Source organism: Mycobacterium sp. ITM-2016-00317 (assembly GCF_002968295.1).
Classification (GTDB): Bacteria; Actinomycetota; Actinomycetes; order Mycobacteriales; family Mycobacteriaceae; genus Mycobacterium.
Genome location: NZ_CP134399.1, coordinates 4,371,983 through 4,395,065 on the forward strand (window position 1 = coordinate 4,371,983; position 23,083 = coordinate 4,395,065).

Here is a 23,083-nt window from a genome sequence, read left to right on the forward strand (position 1 = left end):
TTCACGCCAGTATCCGATGGCTGACGTCACCGATCTGGTCGATGGTCAGTCTCAGTTCGTCACCCGGCCGTAGCCAGCGTCCGATTTCCATGCCACTGCCGCCCGGCAGCGTGCCGGTGGCGAACAACTCACCGGGATACAGCCTTTCGTCCCGGGACGCGTGTGCGAGCACGTCGCCGACCGACCACTGCAGGCCGCTGCTGGAGACCTCGCCGACCTGAGCTCCGTTGATGGTGACCGTCCCGGTGAGAGCCTCCAGTCGCGGCAGGATCTCGTCGGCGGTGACCGCCACCGCGGACATCGACGAGGCGAAGTGCTTGGCCTTCTGCGGGCCCAGCCCGGTGGCCATCTCGGCGCGTTGTACATCGCGGGCGCTGAAGTCGTTGACGACGACGAACGCGCCGATCGCCGCGAGCGCCTCGTCGGGCGTGGCGTTGAACAGCGGCGCCTTGAGGACGAAGCCGACCTCCAGTTCGAAGTCCAGCGCCGTGGAGTACGACGGGAACGCCACCGGTGTGCCGCTGGGCACGAAGCTCAGGTGGTTCGACATGTAGTAGATCGGCTGGCGGTAGAACAGGGGCTTGGGCCGGAACAGCGGGAACGGCCTGCCGGTCACCTTCTCGATCGCCGCGGCGGCCCGCGACTGGCGGGGATGGAAGCGCCGCACCAGTCCGCGCGCCGCGTCGGTGGCGTGTGCCTCGGAGAGCATGAAGTCGCGAAACGACGCCGGCTGGAACGGCAGCACCTGGCCGGCGAGGTCGTGATGGCGCTGCGCAGCGGCCAGCTCCCACCCGGCGTCGAACACCACACCGCCCAGCGGCGAGGTGTCCTCGGTGCGCACCCATGCGCCGTCGGCTCCCAGAGACTGCACTTCCAACCCGCCGTCGGTGAGCACCCGTCGCAGCTTCATGGTTCCGTCCTACCAGGAGCCTGCTTTGGCACGCAGGTCCGCGAGCGTGCGCGTTGTCGGACTTTTGCGCGGCGTGTCGGCCGCAGACACGCACGCTCGCCCCAACTCGGGGGTGGAGGTCAGGCCGCGAGCGGGGTGTAGTCCGTGGTCCGCTGGCGTGCCGGGCGGCCGATCCCCTCGGCGATCGCGACGAGCTCGGCCACGGTCTTGGCCGAGCCGTTCTCCGAGCCGGCCATCCGGGAGATGGTCTCCTCCATCAGCGTGCCGCCGAGATCGTTGGCGCCGCCGCGCAGCATCACCTGGGTGCGCTCGACGCCGAGCTTGACCCAGCTGGTCTGAATGCTGGGGATCCTGCCGTGCAACATGATTCGCGCCAGCGCGTGCACCGCCCGGTTGTCCCGGTGGGTGGGCCCCGGCCGCGCCCCACCGGCCAGGTACAGCGGCGAGGACTGGTGCACGAACGGCAGCGGCACGAACTCGGTGAACCCGCCGGTGCGGTCCTGGATGCCGCGCAGCACGTTGAGATGCCCGACCCAGTGCCGCGGGGTGTCGACGTGGCCGTACATCATCGTCGAGCTCGACCGCAGCCCGACCTCGTGCGCGGTGGTCACGACGTCGATCCACATCGACGTCGGCAGCTTGCCCTTGGTCAGCACCCAGCGCACCTCGTCGTCGAGGATCTCGGCAGCGGTGCCGGGGATGGTGTCCAGGCCCGCCTCACGCAGCGACGTCAGCCACTCCCGGATCGAGAGTCCGCTCTTGGTGACGCCGTTGGCGATCTCCATCGGCGAGAACGCGTGCACGTGCATCGACGGCACCCGCGCCTTGACCGCCCGCACCAGATCGGCATAACCGGTCACGGGCAGTTCCGGGTCGATGCCGCCTTGCATGCACACCTCGGTGGCGCCGGCCACGTGCGCCTCCCAGGCGCGTTCGGCCACCTCGTCGGTGGACAGCGAGTACGCGTCGGCGTCGCCCTTGCGTTGCGCGAACGCGCAGAATCGGCAGCCGGTGTAGCAGATGTTGGTGAAGTTGATGTTGCGGTTCACCACGAATGTGACGTCATCGCCGACGACGTCACGGCGCAGCGAATCGGCAAGTGCGGTCACGGCTTCCAGCGCGGGTCCGTCGGCGGTGGCCAGCGCGAGGTACTCGTCGTCGGAGCAGCCCGCCGGATCCCGTTCGGCCGAGCGCAATGCGGCGAGCACATCGGTGTCGACACGTTCGGGCGCGCGGGCGGCCAGCTCGTTCACCTTGGCCCGGATGGACTCCCAGTCACCGAACGCGCTGCCGAGGTCGCTGCGGGTCTCGGTCAGCCGGCCCTCGGTGTCGATCGCGGTGTGCAGATCGGTGCGACCCAGCGATTCGGTGGCCTCGTCGGGCTCCTGCCACGGGTGGCCCACCGGGTTGACGTCCAGCGCGTAACCGGTGTCCGGGTCGGCCAGCGCGGCGACGTGCCCGTACACCCGCGGATCGATCCACGCCGCACCGGCCTGCACGTACTGCGGCTGGGCGGTCAGCCGTTGGACCAGGTCGTAGCCGGCTTCGGCGGTGACCGCGGCCAATTCGTCCAGCGCGGGCCAGGGCCGCTCCGGGTTGACGTGGTCGGGCGTCAGCGGCGAGACCCCACCCCAGTCGTCGACGCCTGCGGCGATCAGCGCGAGGCATTCCCGGCGCGACACCAGATTCGGCGGCGCCTGGATACGCACTTTGGGGCCCATCACCAGTCGGGTCACCGCGATGGTCGCCAGGAAATCGTCCAGCCCGGCATCGGGCACGTCGGCCATGGCGGTGTGGTCCTTGGCACGGAAGTTCTGCACGATCACTTCCTGGACGTGGCCGAACTCCTTGTGCGAGCGGCGGATCGCGTGCACGGTCTCGGCCCGCTCGGTCAGCGTCTCGCCGATGCCCACCAGCAGACCGGTGGTGAACGGGATCGACAGCCGGCCCGCGTCGTCGAGCGCACGCAACCGCACCACGGGATCCTTGTCGGGGCTGCCGTAGTGAGCCAGCCCCTTGGTCTCGAACAGCCGCCGCGACGTGGTCTCCAGCATCATGCCCATCGACGGCGCCACCGGCTTGAGCCGCGACAACTCCGACCAGGACATCACGCCCGGGTTCAGGTGCGGCAGCAGCCCGGTCTCTTCGAGCACCCGGATCGCCATCGCCCGCACGTAGTCCAGGGTCGAGTCGTAGCCACGCTCGTCGAGCCACTGCCGCGCCTCGTCCCAGCGATCCTCGGGCCGGTCGCCCAGGGTGAAAAGCGCTTCCTTGCAACCCAATTCGGCACCCCGGCGGGCGACGTCGAGGATCTCGTCAGCCTCCATGAACATGCCCCGGCCCTCGGCGCGCAGCTTGCCGGGCACAGTGACGAACGTGCAGTAGTGGCACTTGTCGCGGCACAGGTGGGTGACGGGGATGAAGACCTTGCGCGAGTAACTGACGGGCAGCCGTCCCGTGGCACCGCGCCGACCGGCGGCATCGAGACCGGCGTCGCGCACCCGGGCCGCCGACGCGCACAGGTCCACGAGATCGTCGCCGCGCGCGGTCATCGCGATCGCGGCCTCGTCGACGTTGAGTGCCACGCCGTCGCGGGCGCGCCGGAGCACCCGCCGCAGTGCGGCCGGGCTCGGCGCACCGGGCCTGGGAGGAACTACCGGGTTGGGCAGATCGGCACCGTGCTGGGGGTTCAGAGCCACTTCCCTATAACCCCGGCGTCCTCGCGGATCATCCACGCGTCTCACTCTCTGAAACAGAATGCGTCTGCCATCCGCCTGACATAGGGATCACAGTAGTCACCTGATCCGGCTCGCGGTGCCTGCCCCCGCCGTCGGGTTCCGCGTCAACAACCACGCGGCGGGCCCGGCCCCGAGGGCCACCAGCAGCACCGGGCCGAACTCCATGATCCCGACTCCGCCGAAGACGGCGTCGTCACCGGGACCCACCACGGTGAACAGCACAACCGTGGCCAGCCAGGTCCACAGCGGCAATGCCGCCAGCCGCGGCGCCGACGTCCACTGCAGGGCCGCCCACACCAGCGCCACGTTCAGCAGACCGCTGAGCAGCGCGCTGAAGGGTGCCGGCACCGTGCCGATGCGCCACGGCAGGAAGAAGATGGCCAGCACGGCCGAGAGCACGCCGTCGAGGGCGAGCAGGGACAGCACGAGAACACGTAGCCGGGACGATGCCGGCCGGGCCGGGGCTGTCAGGTCGGGATGCTGTCGAGCACCGAGACGAGCGAGCCGACCACCCATTGGAAGCTGTCGAGGCGGTCCTGCCAATGCTGCAGGTTGGGATCCAGGTCCTGGTCCATGTGCTTCCCTTCCGTCCGCGCTCGGTTGCGGGCAGCTTACCCTCCGCAACGCCGTGTCAACCGACGGACAGCCCGGACAGCAGATCCGTTTCCCAGCCGCGCTCGTCGCGGTCACCGGCCTCCCCTGCGGCCAGCTTGTAGTACTCCGTCGAGTCGACCGGCAAGGCGATGTTGTTCGACAGCGCGAATGCGCGCCCGTCCGGCGCGACGCTGACCTGGGTCTCGTGGGCGCGCAGCGCGGCGACCCGGGCCGCGGAGTGCGCCTTGAGGTCGAGTGCCGCGTCGATCGCGTCGTCGGGATAGCCGACCAGTGGCAGGTCGTCGGCCGGGATGCGGATCCACCCCTCGGGCACGTCGCCGAGTTCGGCCAGCCCGGCGACCAGTGCCGAAGCTGACGTCACCGTCCAGTAGAACTTCGGCACCGACCATGCCGCGGCTTTCACGGCGGCCGTCGTGACCCGGTGGGTGTGGATGTGGTCGGGGTGGCCGTACCCGCCGTTCGGGTCGTAGGTGACCACGACGTGCGGCCGCAGGTCGTCGACCACCGCGGCCAGCACGGCGGTCTGCTCGGCGAAGTCTCCGTCGACGAAACGCTCCTGCCGCCGGGGCGGGGTGCCTTCCATACCGGAGTCGCGCCAGCGGCCCGCGCCACCCAGATAGCGCGGCCGGTCGACACCGAGCTGCGCCAGTGCGGCGGTGAGTTCGCCGATGCGGTAGCCGCCGAGCTGGTCGGCGTGGTCGACCGCGAGCTGCGCCCAGCGGTCACCGATCACCTCGCCCTCCTCCCCCAGCGTGCAGGTCAGGACCTGCACCTGCGCACCGCGCTCGGCGTAGTGCGCGATGGTCGCGCCGGTGGTCAGGGTTTCGTCGTCGGGGTGTGCGTGCACGAACAGCAGCCGCGGGGTCTCCATTCCGTTCAGCTTGCCCGGTCACCCCACGCGAGCAAAAGCGCAGCCACCGAATACGAAGGTGACTTATCCGGTGAGGATTTGGACCCTGCGGCCGAGCAAATTTGAGCATGCCACTGCCGAATGGCGGTAAATGCCACTAATTTAATTAACGCGCATGTAAGGTCCGCTGTGTCCAACATCACAGTTCTGTCTTGAAGGGATCTCATGGACATCACGGTTCGCTCATACCTCACCGCGGGAGTCGCACTGGCCGGCGCAAGCGCCATCGCCATCGCACCGACGATCGCGCCGCCACCGGGCACCCTGACAGCGACCGCCCCACCGATCTCGTCGGTCCAGGTAGACCTGTCCGCCGCGGTCAATCCCATTGCCGCATGGGTCAACGTCTTCACGGGCGCGGCCGAGAACCTGGGCGGGCTGGGCAACGCATGGCTGCAGGATCCGTTCCCGCTGCTGCGCCAGGCACTCATCAATGGTCTCGGCTACGGCGGAACTCTGGTCTCCGCGGTCGGCGGCGCCGTCGACGGCGCACTGCAATACCTGGATTTCAGCAGCGAATTCAGCCTGTGGTCCCAACTGGGTGACGCGGTCGAGCAACTGTTCCAGGGCGAGATCGCCGCCGCGTTCAACTCGCTGACCGACGCGCTGGTGACCGGACCGATCTTCAACATCGGTTTTCCGATCTTCACATCGGGGCTGCTGGATGTTCCCGTGAAGATCACGCAGAACGCCGCCAACCTCGTGAAGACGCTGTTGAACCTGGAGACCATGCTGCCGCTCGTGCTGGGCGCGGTGGCTCCGGTGATGGGATCGCTGGCGGCGACCGGCGAGACGCTGCAAGCCGCGTTCGACTCCCTCATGGAAGGGAAGCTCATCGACTCGGTGATCAATCTGATCAACCTTCCCGCAGTCGTGATCGGTGCGGCCCTCAACGGCTTCACCAAGTTCGACGGGACCTGGATGCCGGGCATCTTTTCGTTCAGTGAGGATCCCCTCCAGGGTGGCCTGCTGCAGGCGTTGTTCGTGACCCTGCCCAAGGCCCTCGCCGCGGCCATCACCCCGGAAGTCGTGCCGGCAGCCGCCCGCGTCGCCGCCGACGAAGTCTCCGATCCCGAGGTCGGTGGAGGCACGATGTTCGCGCTGACCGCCGTGCAGACCGAGGACGCCGCCGCCGGGACAGAGACGGTTGCCGAGTCCGAAACCGCTGCCCCGGTCCCGACCGCACCGGAGGAACCGGCCGCCGCGGTCGTCGACACCCCAGAGGAGGACACGGCCGAGGAAACGGATCCGACGACCGACGACGGCACGGGGGCCGAGGACACCACGGTGCCCGAGGACACCACGGTGCCCGACCCGGAGGAGACCGACGAGGACACCGGTGCCGAGGATGAGCTGACCGACGAGACCGAAACCGACACGGACGACACCGACACCGACGCTGACGCTGACGCTGACGACAACGATGACGACGACGCGCCCTCGGGTGCGGCGGGCGACGGCGCCGACTCCGGCGGATCCGACGGAGGTGACTCGGGCGACGAGTAGCCCGGCGCATCGCAGGCAGGCCCCCGCATCGCCCCCCGGTGCGGGGGCCCGCGCTGTGCCGCAGGTCTACTGCGGCAGTTTGACCCAGGTGCCTGCGTCGCCGACGATGCCGACCGGCACGGCGCCGGTCAGGCTGACGTCCTGCACGCTCGGGCCGGCCGCGACGATCGTGGTGTCCTGCAGGATCGGCAGCACCGTGGCCATGTCCCACAGCTTTGGCTCGACCTCGGAGATCACCTCGGCGATGTCGGCGGTGCCGTGCAGCGCGGCGTCGATGCGGGGCTGGATACCGGGGTCGCAGATACCGGTGATGTTGCTGGGCGCCTGCACCAGCCGGTCCGATCCCGGCGTCTCGGTGGGCGGGGTCTGGGTGGCCGGCGTCTGGGACGGGGTCTGCCCGGACGGCGTGCCCTCCGGGGCCGGCTCGGTGGTGTCCGGTGTGTCCGGGGCCGGGGCACCGGGCGCGGTCGCCACCGCGGTGGCCTCCAGAGCCGGACATCCGTAGCGCGAGGCCAGTGACGTGGCCAGGTCGCCTCCGGCGGGGTGCCAGCCGACCACCGCGTCGACCTGGTTGTTGACCAGCGCGTCCCCGTACAGGGTCACCGGGTCCAGCGCCGCCACCGACGCGGCGATCCCGACGTTGCGCAGCTGGTCGGCGGCGGTGTTGGCGACCGCGACCGAGGTCGGGTCGTTCGCGGCGACGCCCAGCACCATGGTCAGCGGTTGCCCGTCCTTGGTGAGGCTGCCGCGGTTGTTCTCCGGCGGAACCGGCGCGGGCGGGTCGGTCTCCGGCGCGGATTCGATCTCATAGCCGGCCTCGGCCAGCAGCGACATCGCCTCGTCCCGGGTCATCGCCGGCGGTGCCGTCGGCACGTAGCCGGGATCCGAGGGCGAGCGCACCTGCGCCTGAGCCAGGGTCACGGTGTTGTCGTCGCCGGCCCCGACCGCGGCGAGCAGGTCGACGTCCAACAGACCCAACACCGCCTTGCGCACCAGCGGGTCGGTCAGCGAAGGCTGCTGGGCGCGCAACGTCAGGTGCATCACGCGCGGGGTGACGATCCGCGCGGTGCGCACGTCGGGGATCGCGGAGAGCTGGGCGAACACCGCCGACCCGCCGTGCACCTGGGCGACCTGGGTGTCGCCGTTGCGGATGGAATCGGCCAGCGCGGCAGGCGCGCCGGCGCGGCGGAACAGGATGAGATCCGGAACGGCGGGTGTGCCCCAGTAGCGGTCGTTGCGGGCCAGCAGGATCTCGTCGCGCTGCGGGTCGATGTTGTCGACCCGGAACTGCCCGCCGGTCACCGGCAGGGTCTGGGCCAGCCCCGCGGCGAACCCGCCCGGGACGTCCTTGACGATGTGGGCGGGCAGGATGTCGTTGAACAACTCCCGCCACGCCGGATACGGCTGCGCGAAGGTGACGACGGCGGTCTTGCCGCCCTCCACGGACTGCACCCCGGTGATGAGGTCGTAGCCTGCCGGGTCCGCGGCGCCGGGTTGGCTGACCATCTGCCGCCACAGGTACCAGTAGTCGTCGGCGCCGATCGGCGCGTTGTCGGTCCACTGCGCCTCGGGCCGGATCTTGTAGGTGACCGTGAACGGCGCCTCGTCGGTGACCTCCGCCGACACCAGCAGGGAGGTGTCCAGTTCCCAGCGGGATCCCGTCGGGGTGCTGGAATCCGCGATCGGCCGGAACGAACTGGGCAGCACCAGTGAGCTGATCGCCGCATTGACCGGGGACTGGTCGGACAGCAGGTGCGAGTTGAACCCGGGCCCGATCGAGTCGATCGCCATGATGATCTGGGTCGCCTTCATCGGCGGCGGCGGGGTCATCTCGGTGGTGTCGGTGCTCTGAGGCGCCGGCGGGGGACTCGCCGTACACCCCGTGACCAGGGCTAACGTCATCCCGATCGCGGTGAGGCCGACGCTGACAGAGCGCAGGGTCGTCGGCATGCTCTACAGATTAACCACGGCGGCGGTCCCCGCCGGGATCAGCTGTTGGCCTGCTGCTTGGCCCGCGACTTGGCCCGGGCCCGCAGCGACGCCGTCAACTCCACCTTGCGCACCCGCACGATCTCGGGGGTGACCTCGACGCACTCGTCGGCCGCGCAGAACTCCATCGCCTTCTCCAGGTCGAGCTCGAGCGGACGGGCCAGCGTCTCCATCACGTCGGCGGTCGAGGACCGCATGTTCGTCAGCTTCTTCTCGCGGGTCACGTTCACGTCGAGATCCTCGGCGCGGGGGTTGATCCCGACGACCTGGCCCTCGTAGGTGTCGTCGCCGGGGGCGACGAAGAACTGGCCGCGGTCGGCGAGCTGGATCATCGCGAACGGCGTCACCGTGCCGCTGCGGTCGGACACCAGCGAGCCGGTGTGGCGGGCGCGGATCTCCCCTGCCCACGGCCGGTAACCGTCGAACACCGCGTTGGCGATGCCGGTACCCCGGGTCAGCGTCAGGAAGTCCGTCCGGAACCCGATCAGGCCACGGCTGGGCACGATGAAGTCCATCCGGACCCAGCCGGCGGCATGGTTGGCCATGTCTTCCATCCGGCCCTTGCGGCCCGCCATCAACTGCGTGACGGCACCGACGAACTCCTCGGGGCAGTCGATCGTCATCGCCTCGTAGGGCTCGTGCAGCTTGCCGTCGATCGTCTGGGTGACCACCTGCGGCTTGCCCACGGTGAGCTCGAAGCCCTCGCGGCGCATCTGCTCGACGAGGATCGCCAGCGCCAGCTCACCGCGGCCCTGCACCTCCCACGCGTCGGGTCGGCCGATGTCGACGACCTTGATGGACACGTTGCCCACCAGCTCGGAATCCAGCCGCGACTTGACCATTCGCGCGGTCAGCTTGTGACCCGACACCTTGCCGGCCAGCGGCGAGCTGTTGGTGCCGATCGTCACCGAGATCGCGGGCTCGTCGACGGTGATGCGGGGCAGCGCGTGCGCGTGTTCCGGGTCGGCGAGCGTGTCGCCGATCATGATCTCCGGCATGCCCGCGACCGCGACGATGTCGCCTGCGACGGCTTCGTCGGTGGCGGTGCGTTCCACGCCTTCGGTCACCAGCAGTTCGGTGATCTTGGCGTTCGTGATGACCGGGTGCCCGTCGACCTCACGCATCCAGGCCACCTGCTGGCCCTTGCGGATGCGGCCCTTGTAGATGCGGATCAGCGCGAGGCGGCCGAGGAAGGCCGATGCGTCGAGGTTGGTGACCAGCGCCTGCAGCGGGGCCTCCGGATCGCCCTGCGGCGGCGGGATGTGCTCGAGCAGCACGTCGAAGAGCGGGTCGAGGTTCTCCCCGTCGGGGTTCTCCCCGTTGGGGGGTTCGGTGGTGCTGGCGATACCGGCGCGGCCCGACGCGTAGAGCACCGGCAGACCGAGGGCCGCCTCGGCGGCCTTCTGCGCGTCGTCGTCGAGGTCGGATGCCACGTCGAGCAGCAGGTCGTGGCTTTCCGAGACGACCTCGGCGATGCGCGCGTCCGGCCGGTCGGTCTTGTTCACGACCAGGATCACCGGCAGGTGCGCCTGGAGCGCCTTACGCAGCACGAAGCGGGTCTGCGGCAGCGGGCCCTCGGAGGCGTCGACCAGCAGCACCACGCCGTCGACCATGGACAGGCCGCGCTCGACCTCACCGCCGAAATCCGCGTGCCCCGGGGTGTCGATGACGTTGATGATCGTCATGCTGCCGTCGGGGTGTTTGCGGTGCACGGCGGTGTTCTTCGCCAGGATCGTGATGCCCTTTTCCTTTTCCAGGTCACCAGAGTCCATCAGGCGCTCGACGGCGTCGTCACCGCGGTGCGTCAGCGCACCGGACTGTCGCAGCATGGCGTCGACCAGGGTGGTCTTGCCGTGGTCGACGTGGGCCACAATGGCGACGTTGCGAAAGTCCGGACGAGAAGTCACGTCGGTGATTGTCGCAGTGCACTGCACCGATCGCGAAAACGAGAGATTCCCGTCACGTGAAAGCCACCAAGCTCAGCGGCGTCAAGCCGAAGAAAAAGTGCTGCCGCAGCAAGCCTCGGTGCAAGCGCTGCCCCCTGGTCCTGCACAAGGTCCACAAGGCCGAACTCAACGGATTGCGGGGCAAGGAACTGGAGAAGGTCTACAAGCGCGCCAGAAAGGCCTGACCGGCGGATTCACCGCCGAATCCCGGGTATTTCGACCGTCCGCGGGCGTACCGTTGAGGGCACCCGTCAGACGTCTTCTGGAGGTGGGTCATGACGGTTTACTCGGTGCTCACCATCGTCCTGATCACGGTGCTCGCCACCCTGACGACCCTGGCGATCTTCCTCGGGCTGGCCAACTGGATCGGCGCCTTCTACATCGTGCGATGTAGCGAGTGCCGTCACCTGACGTTCAGTTCGGCCAATCGCAGTCAGGCGTCGTGCCCGCACTGCCGCCACCCGGTGTTGACCCATCCGATCCACGCGATGCACCACCGCGGCGCCCGTTCCGACGTCCGGGTCGCGCGGGACCGGCTGCGCTACTGACACCGCCACAGCGGATCCTGCTCTCGGTGGGGCACGGCACCCTCGACCCTGCCGGGCTCGCCGGGCTGCTCACCGCGGCCGGGGTGGCCGACATCGTGGACATCCGCCGGTTCCCGGGGAGCCGGCGCAATCCCGACATGGATCGCGACGCGCTGCAGGCCTGGGCGCCGGCAGCCGGGCTGGACTACCGCTGGGAGCCGGATCTGGGCGGCCGCCGCCGGCTGCCCGCGGACGCCCCCGTGGTCGACACGTGGTGGCGGGTCGCGCAGTTTGCCGCCTACGCCGCCCACACACGCACCGAATCCTTCGGCCGGGCGCTCGACGAGCTGCTCGAGCAGGCAGCGGGCCAGGCGCACCGCGATGATGTGCAGCGAGTCGGTGTGGTGGCGTTGTCACCGCCGGCTCGTCGCCGACGTCGCCGAACTCCGCTGCGGCACCGAGGTTCTGCATCTGATGCACGACGGGAGGCTGATACCCCACCCCCTGTCCCCCGCGGCCAGGGTGGCCGCCGACGGCCAGGTCTACTGGACCGAGTGAACGCGGGCCTGCGTCACCAGCCGCGCCGGTGCGGCGCCGAACCGAGCAGTTCACCTCTTCCGGCCTCGTCACGGCTGCGGTAGACGATGTAGGGGCGGAACAGATAACCGACCGGGGCGCTGAACGCGTGCACCAGCCGGGTGAACGGCCACAGGCAGAACAGGATCAGGCCGAGCGTCGCGTGGATCTGGAACCACAGCGGAGCCGCCACCATCAGGTCCCCGCGCGGCTGGAGCACCCAGATCGACCGGAACCACGGTGAGACGGTCTGGCGGTAGTCGTGCTCGGCGCCGACGGGTGTGGCGCCGATCAGCGTGCAGGCCAGGCCCGCGACGATGGCCAGCACCAGCACCACGTACATGAGCTTGTCGTTGCGGGTGGTCGCCATGAACACCGGACCGCTGGTGCGCCGCCGGTAGATCAGCAGCATGACACCCACCAGCGTGCACAGCCCCGCGATGGCGCCCAGCACCAACGCCTGGATGTGATAGGCGTCGTTGCTCAAACCGACAGCGTCCGTCCAGGATTCGGGGATGACGAGGCCGATGATGTGCCCGACGATGACCACCAGGATGCCGAAGTGGAACATCGGGCTGGCGATGCGCAGCAGCCGGCTCTCGTAGAGCTGCGACGACCGGGTGGTCCAGCCGAACTTGTCGTAGCGGTAGCGCCACCACGTGCCGAGGACGACGACGGCCAGGGTCACGTACGGCACGACGTCCCAGAAGATCTCCCCACCGGTCATGTCAGCGGACCCCTTCCGGATCGCCGTCCGAACGCCGCGGCGGGACGGTCAGCGTGAAAGGCTGCAGCCCGACGGCTTCGGCGGGGGGCCCCTCGGCGGCCAGCCGACGGGCCCGGCGCAGATCACCGTCGGTGGCCGCGCGCAGCGTCGACAGCACCGCCCGCACCGCGGGCGCGTACGGGGACTCGGCCTCGGAGAGCGCCTGCAGCAGCACCTCCAGGGCGACCCGGTGCTCCCCGAGCAACCGCCGTCCGGCATCGGGGTCGACGGTCGCGGCGAACTCGAGGACCACGGGCAGGTGGTCGGGCGCTTCACCCTCGGGCATCAGCACCCCGGCCCGCCGGTAGGCATCGGCGAACTCCAGCATCGCCCGGCCGCGGTTGCGGGTGTCCCCCGCCGTCCAGTACGTCAGGTACATGGTGGCCCGGCGCCGCATGTCGAAGGTCGCGACGTACTGCTGGGCGGAAGCCATCGGGTCGATGCCGCGCAACGCCTGCAGCGCGACCGAGAGTTCCTCGGCTGCAGCGCCTTCGGCGTGCCGCAGCAGCTCCGCGGCGGTGTCGAGCTGCCCCGGGCGCGGATAGCTCAGCAGCAGGGACGCACACTGCCATGCCAGCCGGTCCGCCAGTGGGGAACGCTTGCGCAGCCTCATCCCCGGTCTCCGTTCTGCGGGAACATCCCCGGCGGCGCGCCGCGGCCGTCCCAGTTGAGCAGGTTCACCCGCGAGGGGCGGGTGTCGTTGGCGCCCATGTGCTCACCGGTCTGGCGGTGCTGCAGCGCGTGGAACGTCTCCACCGCCACGGGCACCGGCACCCCGCTGGCCTCGCCGAACGGCCCGGACTCGAACATGCCGGGCCCACCCTCGAACGACAGTGAGCAGCCCGGTTCCTCCACCCCGGGCAGCCCGTCGGTGGCGTACGCGGTCGGAATGACGTAGCGCTCTTCATATTTGGCCAGGGCCAGCAGCCGGTACATGTCGTACATCTGTTCCTCGCTCATGCCCACCGACTCCGGGATCTCCGGTTGCGTCACCCGGCCCAGGTTGATGTCACGCATGTAGGACCTCATCGCGGCCAGCCTGCGCAGCACACCCTCGACCACCGCGGTGTCGCCGGCGGTGAACAGGCCCGCCAGGTACTCGATCGGGATGCGCAGCGCCTCCAGCGCGCCGAACAGGTTGCCCAGTTCCTCGCCGTCGTGACCGCTGCGGCTGACCGCGTCCACGACCGGTGACAGCGGCGGGATGTACCAGACCATCGGCACGGTGCGGTATTCCGGATGCAGCGGCAGCGCCACCTGATAGCGCTGGATCAGCGCGTAGATGGGCGAACGCTGGGCGGCCTCGATCCATTCGTCGGAGATCCCCTCGGCACGGGCGGCGGCGATCACCTCGGGGTCCTCGGGGTCGAGCAGGATCGACCGGTGCGCAGCGTACAGATCGGTGTCCTCGGGCACCGAGGCCGCCTCCAGCACCCGGTCCACGTCGTAGAGCACCAGACCCAGGTAGCGCAATCTGCCGACGCAGGTCTCCGAGCACACCGTCGGCAGGCCCACCTCGATGCGCGGATAGCACAGCGTGCACTTCTCGGCCTTGCCGGTCTTGTGGTTGAAATACACCTTCTTGTAAGGACATCCGGACACGCACATCCGCCATCCGCGGCAGCGGTCCTGGTCGACGAGCACGATGCCGTCCTCGCTGCGTTTGTACATCGCGCCCGACGGGCAGGACGCGACGCACGATGGGTTCAGGCAGTGCTCACAGATCCGCGGCAGGTAGAACATGAACGTCTGCTCGAGTTCCAGCCGGACCTGTTCGCTGACCTGCCGCAGCACCGGATCGCCGGGCACGATCTCCGGCGACCCACCGAGGTCGTCGTCCCAGTTCGCCGACCACTCGACCTTCATCGACTCGCCGGTGATCAGGCTGCGCGGCGGCGCCACCGGCATGTGTTCGCCCAGCGGAGCATTCGTGAGGTTCTCGTAGTCGTAGGTCCACGGCTCGTAGTAGTCGTCGATCGACGGCAACTTCGGATTCGAGAAGATGTGCAGCAGTTTGTCGAAGCGTCCGCCGCCGCGCAGCCGCAGCCGGCCCCGCCGGTCCCGGACCCAGCCGCCGCGCCAGCGGTCCTGATCCTCGTAGGTGCGCGGGTACCCCTGGCCCGGCCGGGTCTCGACGTTGTTGAACCACACGTACTCAGTGCCGGGCCGGTTGGTCCACGCCTGTTTGCACGTCACCGAACAGGTGTGGCACCCGATGCACTTGTCCAGGTTCATCACCATCGCCATCTGCGCCATCGGTTTCACTGGTAGACCACCTCCTGCGAGCGGCGACGCACGACGGTGACCTCGTCGCGCTGATTTCCTGTGGGCCCCAGGTAGTTGAACGCGAACGCGGTCTGGGCGTAACCGCCTGCGAGGTGGCTCGGCTTGACCAGCAGCCGGGTCAACGAGTTGTGGATGCCGCCGCGGCGTCCCGTGGTCTCGGTCAGCGGCACGTCGATCACCCGCTCCTGCGCGTGGTAGACGAACACCACCCCTTCGGGCATCCGGTGGCTGACGATCGCCCGGCACACTACGCCGGCGACATGTCCCTGAGCAGCAGTGCACCCGTCTCCGGCAGTGTCGCCGTGCTCACCGCCTGAGCAAATCAAACTCGCCGGGTCCGCGCGGCGTTTCCCGTTGATCGAAACAATCGGCGGCACAGGACTTTCGGTACGCAAAGACCAGGTCACGTCACCGGGTGAGCTGCACCGCCACCCAAGCGCCGAAACCGCAGTTACATGGCCGGATCCTGGTATGTCGCGGGGTTGCGCGCCGACACGGCGGACGCCACTGTCCGGTGCCGGGCTCGTTACGCAGCCACGCCCGGCGCCGCGCAGCCAGCGCAGCGCGCGGCGTCGCGCGCTTGAGGCACCGAGTACTGGAGTCCTGTGCGAACATGCCAAGTAGCGCGGCGGTGTCGTCGGCGGATTGGAGTGTGCTCAGTGCGTGTGTTCATCCGGTCACTGCTCGTCACCGTCGTTGCCGTGCTCGGCGCGACGGTGCTGGCCATTGGTTCGTCTCTGACCGCCGCGGTGGCGGCGCTGGCCGACCCCGTTGCTCTGATCATGGGCAACAGCGGCCGCCCCTGGCCCGAGGAGTCCTACGTCGCCAATGCCATGCGGCGCTACATCGAGCCCAATTCGACCTGCGGAACCGAGACCTGCGAAGCCCGCAACGTCTACGGCCCGGAGGAGTTCTGGCCGGTCTACGGCGGGCTGACCGCGATGAGTTTCAACCGGTCGACCGCCGTGGGGCTGGATTACCTCGACGCCGCGTTGCAGCAGCAGCTGCACGCAGAGCCCGGGGAGAAGGTGGTCATCTTCGGGTACTCGCAGAGCGGCCGGATCACCAACCTCCAACTACGTGACCTCGCAGATCCGGACTACGCAGTGGGCAACGACAAGATCGTGCCGGATGCGGACCAGCTTGAGATCGTCCTGGTCGGCAACTGGAGCCGCCCCAACGGTGGGATCGGGTCCCGGTTCAACGGCATCACCGTCCCGATCCTCGACATCACCTTCGACGGGCCCACCCCGACCGACACCGGTTACCGGATGACCGACATCTCCTACGAATACGACATCATCTCCGACGCGCCGCTGTACCCGATCAATCTGTTGGCGACGGCCAACGCGGCGCTGGGCTTCTTCTACGCCCACCTGACCTATGCCGACCCCTCCGCCACCGGCGCGGCCTTCCCCTGGGGTTCGCACAGTGAAGCGTCGTTCGAAGAGCTGCTGGCCTCGTCGACGGTGCAGAAGTACCCGGGCAAGGGTCAGGATCCGAACGGCAACCCCGAGGACTGGGACAACACCTACGTCCTGATCCCGTCGAAGCACCTTCCGCTGCTGCAGCCGATCCGCGATCTCGCAGCCGCCACCCGCACGTCCGCGATCATCGAGCCGCTGATGTTGTTGATCGAGCCGACGCTGAAGGTGCTGATCGACACCGGGTATGACCGGACCATCCCGATGGGCAAGGACACCCCCGCCCGCTTGATCCCGCTGATCAACCCGTTCAAGCTGACCGCCGACCTGGCCAAGGCGGTCGGTCAGGGTATCCACGACGCGCTCGGAATCAAATCGGCGGTCCCCGCCGCGCCGACGGTCACCCCCTCCACCGAGAGCGCTTCGCCGCTGAGCGACTCCCAGACGGTTGCCGGCAAACGCCTCGACAAGCCGGCGAAGGTGCCCGCCAAAGACGAGACACCCACGGCGGCCGAGGAATCCAGCGACAGCTCAAGACATCAGGACGAGGACGGGGACGCGGCAACGGACGCGACTGCGGACGCGGACGAACTGTCGGGCGGCAGCGAGCAAGACGCCGTCGAACAAGACGCTGTGGAGCAGGACGCCGTCGAACAGGACGCCGACGATCCGGCGGACAGCACGGACAGCACGGACAGCACGGACAGCACGGACACCACGGACGAGAAGGACACCGAAGACACGGTGCGGCAACCCGGCACCTCGGACTCCACCGATGCAGCCGACTCCGACGACGCCACTTCCGACCGCGCCGCCGCGTAGCGACCAAGCCCCACCCTGCACCACGGCCGCCGGGCCTCGAAAAGCGTTGCCGGCTACCAATTGACGCAAGGGAAGCCGTACACGGCGTGAGCCGCCCGGCTGCCCCTGGCGCTTCAGTCAGATCCTGCGAAGTCCGCTGCGTCGAGCAGGCGGGCCAGGTCCGGCAGCCACGCCCGGTCGGCGGGCACCCACGGCAGGTCGTCGATCTCGGCACCGTGCACCCAGCGCAGCGCGCGGTGGTCGTGCGGCGCCACCACTCCGCCGGTGCGGGTGACCACGTAGGCGCGCAGACTCGCGGTGGGACTCAACGCGACCTCGGCGCCGAGTCGGGCCCCGACCGTCACGTCCACGCCGAGCTCCTCGTTCAACTCCCGGGCCAACGCGCTCTCGTCGCTCTCCCCCGGGGCCACCTTGCCGCCGGGCAGTTCCCAGAGACCGGCCAGTTCCGGCGGGCGGGCGCGCTGGGCCACCAGCAGCGCCCCGCGCTCGACGAGCGCACCGGCCACCACGATCAAGTTCGACACTGCGCCAGACGGTATACCGTCGAGACCATGGCTGTGTTATCGGATGACCAGGTCGACGCCGCACTGTCCGACCTCGACGGCTGGGAACGTGCCGACGGGGCCCTGCGCCGGTCGGTGAAGTTCCCTGCGTTCCTCGACGGCATCGACGCCGTCCGTCGTGTCGCCGAGCACGCGGAGGCCAAGGACCACCACCCGGACATCGACATCCGCTGGCGGACTGTGACTTTCGCGTTGGTCACGCACTCCGAAGGCGGCATCACCGACAAGGACGTGCAGATGGCTCGCGATATCGACGGGATCCTCGGCTAGCGATCCAGGCCAGCGTCGCCAACGTCGCCGCGATGTAGATCAGACCGGCCCACGCCAGGTACCACGGTCGCGGGATCACCCAGATGCTCGGCTGGGCGAAGCTGAGCAGCCACGGCACGCCGACCAGCGTCAGCGCCAGCCAGCCCCAGCCGAGCACCCTCGCCCCGAGTTCCCGGCGCAGCGGGCCGTGCAGCAGCCAGATCATCAGCGGGATCAACCACACCCAGTGGTGGGTCCACGAGATCGGCGACAGCAGCAGCCCGAACAGTTCAACGATGACGATGGCGCCCAGCCGGTCGTCGGCGCCGCCGATGGCCCGCCAGGCCAGCACCGCGAGCACGGCCGTCACCGCGATGCCGGCCAGCACCACGGGCCCGTAGCCGGCGTCGTGTCCGAGGATCCGGGAGATGCCGCCCCGCCAGGACTGGTTGAACGACGTCCCGATCGGCCCCACCCGGTCGGCGTCGCCGAGCAGGTCGGTGAAGTAGAACCGGGTCTGCTCGCCGACCAGCAACGCCGACACGCCGACCGTCAGGAAGAACACGACGGCGGAGAACCCGACCGCCGCCCAGCGGCGCGCACCGACGAAGTAGAGCCCCGCCACCGCGGGTGTGAGCTTGACCCCGGCGGCCAACCCGACGAGCAGGCCGGACAGCCACCACTTCGAGGTGTAGACCGCGTAGAGCACCATCAGCACGAGCAGCACGTTGACCTGCCCGTAGTCGAAGGTGCTGCGCAGCGGCTCGGTCCAGATGCCGACCGCGGTCCACAGCATCGCGACACGCCGGCCGCCCGGCGCCGACGACGAGGTCAGCAGCCGCTGGCTGAGGCGCACCACGCCGTAGAGCGCGGCGATGATGCCGAGCTGCCACACGAACGCCACCAGGCCGAACGGCAGTAGCTGCATCGGGTAGAACACCACCGCGGCGAACGGCGGATAGGTGAACGGCAGCGGGAAGTCCGGCGTCTGCTCGCCGTAGACGTAGCTGTACAGCGTGCCGGGCCCGTCGAGTTCGGCGGCGCCGCCCACGTAGACGTGCAGGTCGACGAAGTTCGCGCCGTTGGGCACGAGGTAGGTCCAGGCCAGCCGCAGCGCGACGCTCAGCATCAGCAGGGCGGGCGCCGCCGCGCGCAGCCGGGCGGTCATCCCGGTGGGGTGTTCGGTGGTGTCGATGCGCCCGACTCTAGCGAGTGGGTCACCGTCCGCCTTCACCTCCGTAACGGTTCCATAAATGCCACTCTTGTCACTTGAGTAACTCTAGTAACAGGCTAGCTTCGGGTGAAGGCGTGCCGTCTGTGTCATTCACGGCCCAACAGCGCCACCGACGGAAATGGGAGAACTTTCATGCACCGCACCCGGAAATTGTTCGCCACATCGATGATCGCCGCGGCGGGGGCGGTGTCCGCTGCCGTCGCGTTGAGCGCCGGCGCTGCCGCTCAGCCGGCGCCCCTGCCCGCTCCCGCGCCCGCGCCGGCGCCTGAGGTCCCCGGCATGCAGTTCCTGCAGCAGCTCGCCGCCAACCCCGCCGCAGCCACCCAGCTGATGCAGGGCTTCGCGAACCTGATGGGCACCACGCCGGCCGCGACGGCCACCACGACGCCCGCCACGCCGGTCACCGGACCGGGCGCAACCGCGTCGATCAACCTGCCGCAGCCGGCCAACGTGCTGCCCGGGGCGACCGCGCTGCCCGGCGGCAACGTGACCACGGTGCCGGTCGGCAACACCACCACGGTGCCGGCGACCGCCCCCGCGGCCCCCGCGTCCCCGCTGACGGGGCTGACCGACTCGCTGGGCGTTCCTGGCGGACTGGCTTCGCTGCTGCCCGCGGGCGCTCCGCTGGCCGGCCTACTGCCGACCGGCGCAGCCGCTCCTGCCGCTCCTGCCGCGGCCCCGGTGGCCGCTCCGATGCCGATCACGGCGCCGCTGCTGTCGGCCCTGCCCTGACGTTCGGCGCACGCCGAAGCCACCTGAAAACCATCTGTAAACGACCCATGTATTGGGGGATCATGCCTACGACCCGGCTCATCTCAGCGAAGGCGACCGCGCTCACCACCCGGCTGGCGGTGTGCACCTCTGCTCTGCTGCTGACGGCCGGCGTCACCGGAGTGGCGCACGCCGAACCGGCGCCTCCGTTGCCGATCGACGGGTTGCAGGCCCCCGGCCTGCCTGCCGTGCAGAGCATCGGACCGGTGATCCAGCAGGCGGCCTCTGATCCCACCAATGCGGCGTCGATGCTGATGGCGGCCGCCGCCGTGTTCGCCGGGGACATGGCGGCGCCGCAGCCGTCACGCGATGTCGCGTCGGCGGTCAACTCCTTCGTCGCCCAGCCGGTCGCGCACGTCCCGGCGACCGGCGCGGTGCCCGGCACCGAGGCGCACCTGCCCGCCGGGGTGAACCCCGCCCATGTCGTCGGCCCCGTGCCCGAGGCCGTGCCGCACGCACTGCCCGAGGCACACGCACCCGCGGCGGTTCCGGCGCCGCCCGGCCCGGCGCCCGACCCGGCGGCCGCCGGTCCCGCACCCGCGCCCGCCCCGGAGGTCGCCACGCCGGTGGCAGCCACACCCGGCGCAGCGCCCGGACTCGGCCCGGACGCACCGGTGACCCAGGACTTCCTGTATCCGTCGATCAGCAACGGGTGCCTCGCCGACGGCGGCAACGTGCTCGCCACCGCGATCTCGGTGGCCGGCCCGGCGACCATCCCGCTGCCCGGTCCCGGCCCCGGTCAGACCGCGTACGTGTTCACCGCGATCGGCACCCCCGGCCCGGCCGCCGAGCAGAAGTTGCCGCTGAACGCCACGTGGGTGAACCTGACCACCGGCAAGTCCGGCAGCGTCACCCTCAAGCCGCGCCCGGACATGAACGCGAACGGGCCGACCACGCTGACCGCGATCGCCGACACCGGGTCCGGCAGCATCATGTCGACGATCTTCGGGCAGGTCACCACCACCGAGAAGCAGTGCCAGTTCATGCCGACGATCGGCTCGACCGTCGTCCCGTAATCCCCCCACTGCGCCGGAATAGCATTCCTGGTCGTGATTCGCCCGGCGGATTCATACGGTCATTGCAACATCGGGCGGTTTGAGGAGTTGCTGAGTGACCAGTGGTCGGCGGTTCGGGTGTGAGGTTCGGCGCGAGTTTTACGACCGGGTGTGTGCTGGTGCGCCGGTCAAGCACGCGGCTGTGGAGTTGGGCGTGTCTTTCCAGGCCGGCTACCTGTGGTGGCGCAAGGCTGGCGCGATGCGACTGCTCAATGGCAACGGTGGATCAGGTTTGGCTGAACCGGGTGATCTGACCCGGGTCGGTGGACCGGGGCGGCGGCTCAGTTTCGACGAACGTGTGGTGATCATGCGGGGTCTCGACGCGGGGTTGGGCTACGCCGCGATCGGGGCGAAGCTGGGCCGAGATCGCTCGGTCATCTGGCGCGAAGTGTCTCGCAACCGCACCGACGACGGGGACTACCACGCCCACGTGGCCCACGCCCGGGCCGCGCGGGCTGCGCGCCGGCCCAAGTCGTTCAAGCTGTCTGACCCGAACCTGTGCGCGGCGGTCGAAGCGTGGATGGACGACGGGTGGAGCCCCAAGCTGATCGCTGAGGTGTTGGCCCGTGATCACCCCGATGACAAGCTGGCACGGGTGAGCCACGAGACGATTTACCGCAGCCTGTATGTACAAGCTCGTGGCCAGTTGCGCGCTGATCTGCATCGATGCTTGTCCACTCGACGAGCGGCGCGTAAGCCGCGCGGGCATGCCCAACGGCGCGGCACCTTCGATGACGTGCTGCGTATCAGTCAGCGACCCGCCGAAGCCGCCGATCGCGCCGTACCCGGGCACTGGGAGGGCGACCTGATCGTCGGCGCCCGCGGCACCAGCGCGATCGGCACCCTGGTCGAACGCAGCACTCGATTCACCATCTTGTTGCACCTACCCATCGACCACACCTCCGAAGCGGTCGCCACGGCGATGCTCGAGGCAATGGCCGAACTCCCCGATCACCTGCGCCGCTCGATCACCTGGGACCGCGGCAGCGAAATGGCCCGCTGGCAGGACATCTCGCTGCAGCTCCAAGCCCCGGTGTACTTCTGCGATCCCCACTCGCCCTGGCAGCGCGGCAGCAACGAGAACACCAACCGGCTGCTACGCCACTGGTTTGAAAAGGGCAGCAATCTGAACGGCTACACCAAAGCCGACCTGCAAGCCGTCGCCGACAAACTCAATACCCGACCACGCCCCACCCTTGACCTCGACACCCCCGCCCAGCGCATGGCCGCCCTGATTAACCAAGCGGCCTAAGCGTTGCCATAACCACTTGACTTTGAGCCCCGCGATCACGACCAGGAATGCTATTCCGCGGTGATCAGTAGGCCATGAACAGGATCGCGTCGCGGTCGTAGTCGCGGCCGGGGTGCACCTCGGACAGGTGCTTCTGGGCCTTCTCCACGAGGTCGTCCTCGTCCTTACCGGTGATCGCTTCGCCGCAGGGGCAGTTGAGGTGAGTCTTCATGCGTTCACAATGACACAGCCTCCGGCGCGCGATGAGACAAGATCGACAACATGGAGTTGTACGACGTCATGCGCACCACCGGCGCGGTCCGGCGGTTCACCGACGACCCGCTTCCCGACGACGTGCTGGCGCGGATCCTGGACAACGCAAGGTTCGCCCCGAGTGGCGGCAACCGTCAGGGCCTGCACGTCATCGCGCTACGCGAACGGGACACGCGCATGGCGCTGGCGGCGCTGTCCGAGACCGGCGCCCGCCGCTACACCGCGCAGAAACGCAACGGCGAGGGACCGTGGAACCCCTTGCGGTCCATGCAGGTGAGCCCGGACCAGCTGGCCGCGACCGAGGTGCCCGCCGAGATGACGGCGCCACTGCTCACCTCCGCGGTGGTGCTCGTGGTGTGTGTCGACCTGAACGTGGTCGCGGCGATGGACCAGGATCTCGACCGGATCGGGCTGATCTCCGGTGCGTCGGTGTACCCGTTCGTGTGGAACGTCCTGCTCGCCGCGCGCAACGAGGGCTTCGGCGGCGTCCTGACGACCATGGCCGTGGCCGAGGAGCCGCGCGTCAAGGAGCTGTTGGGCATTCCCGACGACCACGCGGTCGCCGCGGTGGTGCCGCTCGGCAGGCCGCAGCGCCAGGTCACCAGGCTCACCCGCAAGCCGGTCGCGGAGTTCACCACCTGGGAGCGGTTTGACGGCGAGTCTCTGGTGACGTGAGCGCGGACCGTGAGACC

20 protein-coding genes and 3 pseudogenes are annotated in these 23,083 nt (G+C 69.2%); 10 read left to right on the top strand and 13 right to left on the bottom strand.

The window, feature by feature from the left end; all coding sequences use genetic code 11:
* Position 1: 1 nt before the first annotated feature.
* From C6A87_RS20780 to mshB, 4 genes are all read right to left on the bottom strand, one after another.
* The gene (locus C6A87_RS20780; protein WP_311113986.1) at positions 2-910 is read right to left on the bottom strand and encodes a fumarylacetoacetate hydrolase family protein; all 909 of its coding nucleotides are present in this window, start codon (positions 908-910) and stop codon (positions 2-4) included.
* 119 nt (positions 911-1,029) lie between these two features.
* On the bottom strand, positions 1,030-3,609 hold the full coding sequence (locus tag C6A87_RS20785) for a bifunctional FO biosynthesis protein CofGH (RefSeq protein WP_311113987.1): 2,580 nt from the start codon (positions 3,607-3,609) through the stop codon (positions 1,030-1,032).
* A 96-nt stretch (positions 3,610-3,705) separates the two neighbouring features.
* Positions 3,706-4,164, bottom strand: a complete 459-nt coding sequence (locus C6A87_RS20790; RefSeq protein ID WP_311113988.1) for a hypothetical protein — start codon at positions 4,162-4,164, stop codon at positions 3,706-3,708.
* 115 nt (positions 4,165-4,279) lie between these two features.
* Positions 4,280-5,134 carry an N-acetyl-1-D-myo-inositol-2-amino-2-deoxy-alpha-D-glucopyranoside deacetylase gene (mshB, locus tag C6A87_RS20795; RefSeq protein ID WP_311113989.1) on the bottom strand — a complete coding sequence of 285 codons (855 nt, stop codon included), beginning with the start codon at positions 5,132-5,134 and terminating at the stop codon, positions 4,280-4,282.
* A gap of 204 nt (positions 5,135-5,338) precedes the next feature.
* On the opposite strand from mshB, the gene C6A87_RS20800 reads away from it, so the two are divergent.
* Entirely contained in the window at positions 5,339-6,679 is a 1,341-nt protein-coding gene (locus C6A87_RS20800; protein WP_311113990.1) for a hypothetical protein, read from the top strand.
* 66 nt (positions 6,680-6,745) lie between these two features.
* On the opposite strand, the gene C6A87_RS20805 is transcribed toward C6A87_RS20800, so the two are convergent.
* Both C6A87_RS20805 and typA read right to left on the bottom strand, forming a co-directional pair.
* Complete coding sequence (locus C6A87_RS20805) at positions 6,746-8,581, bottom strand: ABC transporter family substrate-binding protein (RefSeq protein WP_396837113.1); 1,836 nt, start codon at positions 8,579-8,581, stop codon at positions 6,746-6,748.
* 86 nt (positions 8,582-8,667) lie between these two features.
* Entirely contained in the window at positions 8,668-10,575 is a 1,908-nt protein-coding gene (typA, locus tag C6A87_RS20810) for a translational GTPase TypA (RefSeq protein ID WP_311113992.1), read from the bottom strand.
* A 56-nt stretch (positions 10,576-10,631) separates the two neighbouring features.
* Between typA and C6A87_RS20815 the strand changes: the two genes are divergently transcribed.
* The 3 genes and pseudogenes from C6A87_RS20815 to C6A87_RS20825 all read left to right on the top strand — a co-directional run bounded on the left by C6A87_RS20815 (position 10,632) and on the right by C6A87_RS20825 (position 11,699).
* Positions 10,632-10,799, top strand: a complete 168-nt coding sequence (locus C6A87_RS20815) for a hypothetical protein (protein WP_003931192.1) — start codon at positions 10,632-10,634, stop codon at positions 10,797-10,799.
* Between the two features lie 90 nt (positions 10,800-10,889).
* The gene (locus C6A87_RS20820) at positions 10,890-11,162 is read left to right on the top strand and encodes a hypothetical protein (RefSeq protein ID WP_311113993.1); all 273 of its coding nucleotides are present in this window, start codon (positions 10,890-10,892) and stop codon (positions 11,160-11,162) included.
* Positions 11,163-11,176: 14 nt separating this feature from the next.
* Positions 11,177-11,699: pseudogene (locus C6A87_RS20825) on the top strand (DUF488 family protein).
* Between the two features lie 13 nt (positions 11,700-11,712).
* On the opposite strand, the pseudogene narI reads toward C6A87_RS20825, so the two are convergent.
* The 4 genes and pseudogenes from narI to C6A87_RS20845 all read right to left on the bottom strand — a co-directional run.
* Positions 11,713-12,450: pseudogene (narI, locus tag C6A87_RS20830) on the bottom strand (respiratory nitrate reductase subunit gamma); the annotation flags it as partial.
* A complete protein-coding gene (narJ, locus tag C6A87_RS20835) occupies positions 12,446-13,096 on the bottom strand; it encodes a nitrate reductase molybdenum cofactor assembly chaperone (protein ID WP_311113994.1) in 651 nt (216 codons plus the stop codon). The pseudogene narI and the gene narJ, both read right to left, overlap by 5 nt.
* On the bottom strand, positions 13,093-14,748 hold the full coding sequence (gene narH / locus C6A87_RS20840; RefSeq protein ID WP_311113995.1) for a nitrate reductase subunit beta: 1,656 nt from the start codon (positions 14,746-14,748) through the stop codon (positions 13,093-13,095). The genes narJ and narH overlap by 4 nt, the downstream gene beginning before the upstream one ends.
* Positions 14,745-15,017 (bottom strand): annotated as a pseudogene (locus C6A87_RS20845) (hypothetical protein); the annotation flags it as partial. The pseudogene C6A87_RS20845 and the gene narH, both read right to left, overlap by 4 nt.
* Before the next feature lie 411 nt (positions 15,018-15,428).
* Between C6A87_RS20845 and C6A87_RS20850 the strand changes: the two are divergent.
* On the top strand, positions 15,429-17,015 hold the full coding sequence (locus C6A87_RS20850; protein ID WP_311113996.1) for a PE-PPE domain-containing protein: 1,587 nt from the start codon (positions 15,429-15,431) through the stop codon (positions 17,013-17,015).
* A 113-nt stretch (positions 17,016-17,128) separates the two neighbouring features.
* On the opposite strand, the gene C6A87_RS20855 is transcribed toward C6A87_RS20850, so the two are convergent.
* A complete protein-coding gene (locus C6A87_RS20855; RefSeq protein ID WP_311113997.1) occupies positions 17,129-17,539 on the bottom strand; it encodes a (deoxy)nucleoside triphosphate pyrophosphohydrolase in 411 nt (136 codons plus the stop codon).
* 27 nt (positions 17,540-17,566) lie between these two features.
* Here C6A87_RS20855 and C6A87_RS20860 point away from each other — a divergent pair, with 27 nt between their 5' ends.
* Positions 17,567-17,848 (top strand): 4a-hydroxytetrahydrobiopterin dehydratase, encoded by a 282-nt coding sequence (locus tag C6A87_RS20860; RefSeq protein ID WP_311113998.1) that lies wholly within the window; start codon positions 17,567-17,569, stop codon positions 17,846-17,848.
* Here the strand turns inward: C6A87_RS20860 and C6A87_RS20865 are convergent.
* Positions 17,796-18,995, bottom strand: coding sequence for a mannosyltransferase (locus C6A87_RS20865; RefSeq protein WP_311118024.1), 1,200 nt, complete (start codon positions 18,993-18,995; stop codon positions 17,796-17,798). The two genes, C6A87_RS20860 and C6A87_RS20865, sit on opposite strands and share 53 nt — an antisense overlap.
* 198 nt (positions 18,996-19,193) lie before the next feature.
* On the opposite strand from C6A87_RS20865, the gene C6A87_RS20870 reads away from it, so the two are divergent.
* The 3 genes from C6A87_RS20870 to C6A87_RS20880 all read left to right on the top strand — a co-directional run bounded on the left by C6A87_RS20870 (position 19,194) and on the right by C6A87_RS20880 (position 22,139).
* Positions 19,194-19,793: a hypothetical protein gene (locus C6A87_RS20870; RefSeq protein ID WP_311113999.1), complete on the top strand. Its 600-nt coding sequence runs from the start codon at positions 19,194-19,196 to the stop codon at positions 19,791-19,793.
* Between the two features lie 62 nt (positions 19,794-19,855).
* The gene (locus C6A87_RS20875; RefSeq protein WP_311114000.1) at positions 19,856-20,848 is read left to right on the top strand and encodes a hypothetical protein; all 993 of its coding nucleotides are present in this window, start codon (positions 19,856-19,858) and stop codon (positions 20,846-20,848) included.
* 94 nt (positions 20,849-20,942) lie between these two features.
* Positions 20,943-22,139 (top strand): IS30 family transposase, encoded by a 1,197-nt coding sequence (locus tag C6A87_RS20880; protein ID WP_311114001.1) that lies wholly within the window; start codon positions 20,943-20,945, stop codon positions 22,137-22,139.
* A 64-nt stretch (positions 22,140-22,203) separates the two neighbouring features.
* On the opposite strand, the gene C6A87_RS20885 is transcribed toward C6A87_RS20880, so the two are convergent.
* On the bottom strand, positions 22,204-22,350 hold the full coding sequence (locus tag C6A87_RS20885; RefSeq protein WP_311114002.1) for a DUF1059 domain-containing protein: 147 nt from the start codon (positions 22,348-22,350) through the stop codon (positions 22,204-22,206).
* A gap of 50 nt (positions 22,351-22,400) precedes the next feature.
* Here C6A87_RS20885 and C6A87_RS20890 point away from each other — a divergent pair, with 50 nt between their 5' ends.
* The gene (locus tag C6A87_RS20890) at positions 22,401-23,066 is read left to right on the top strand and encodes a nitroreductase family protein (RefSeq protein ID WP_311114003.1); all 666 of its coding nucleotides are present in this window, start codon (positions 22,401-22,403) and stop codon (positions 23,064-23,066) included.
* Positions 23,067-23,083: the final 17 nt, after the last annotated feature.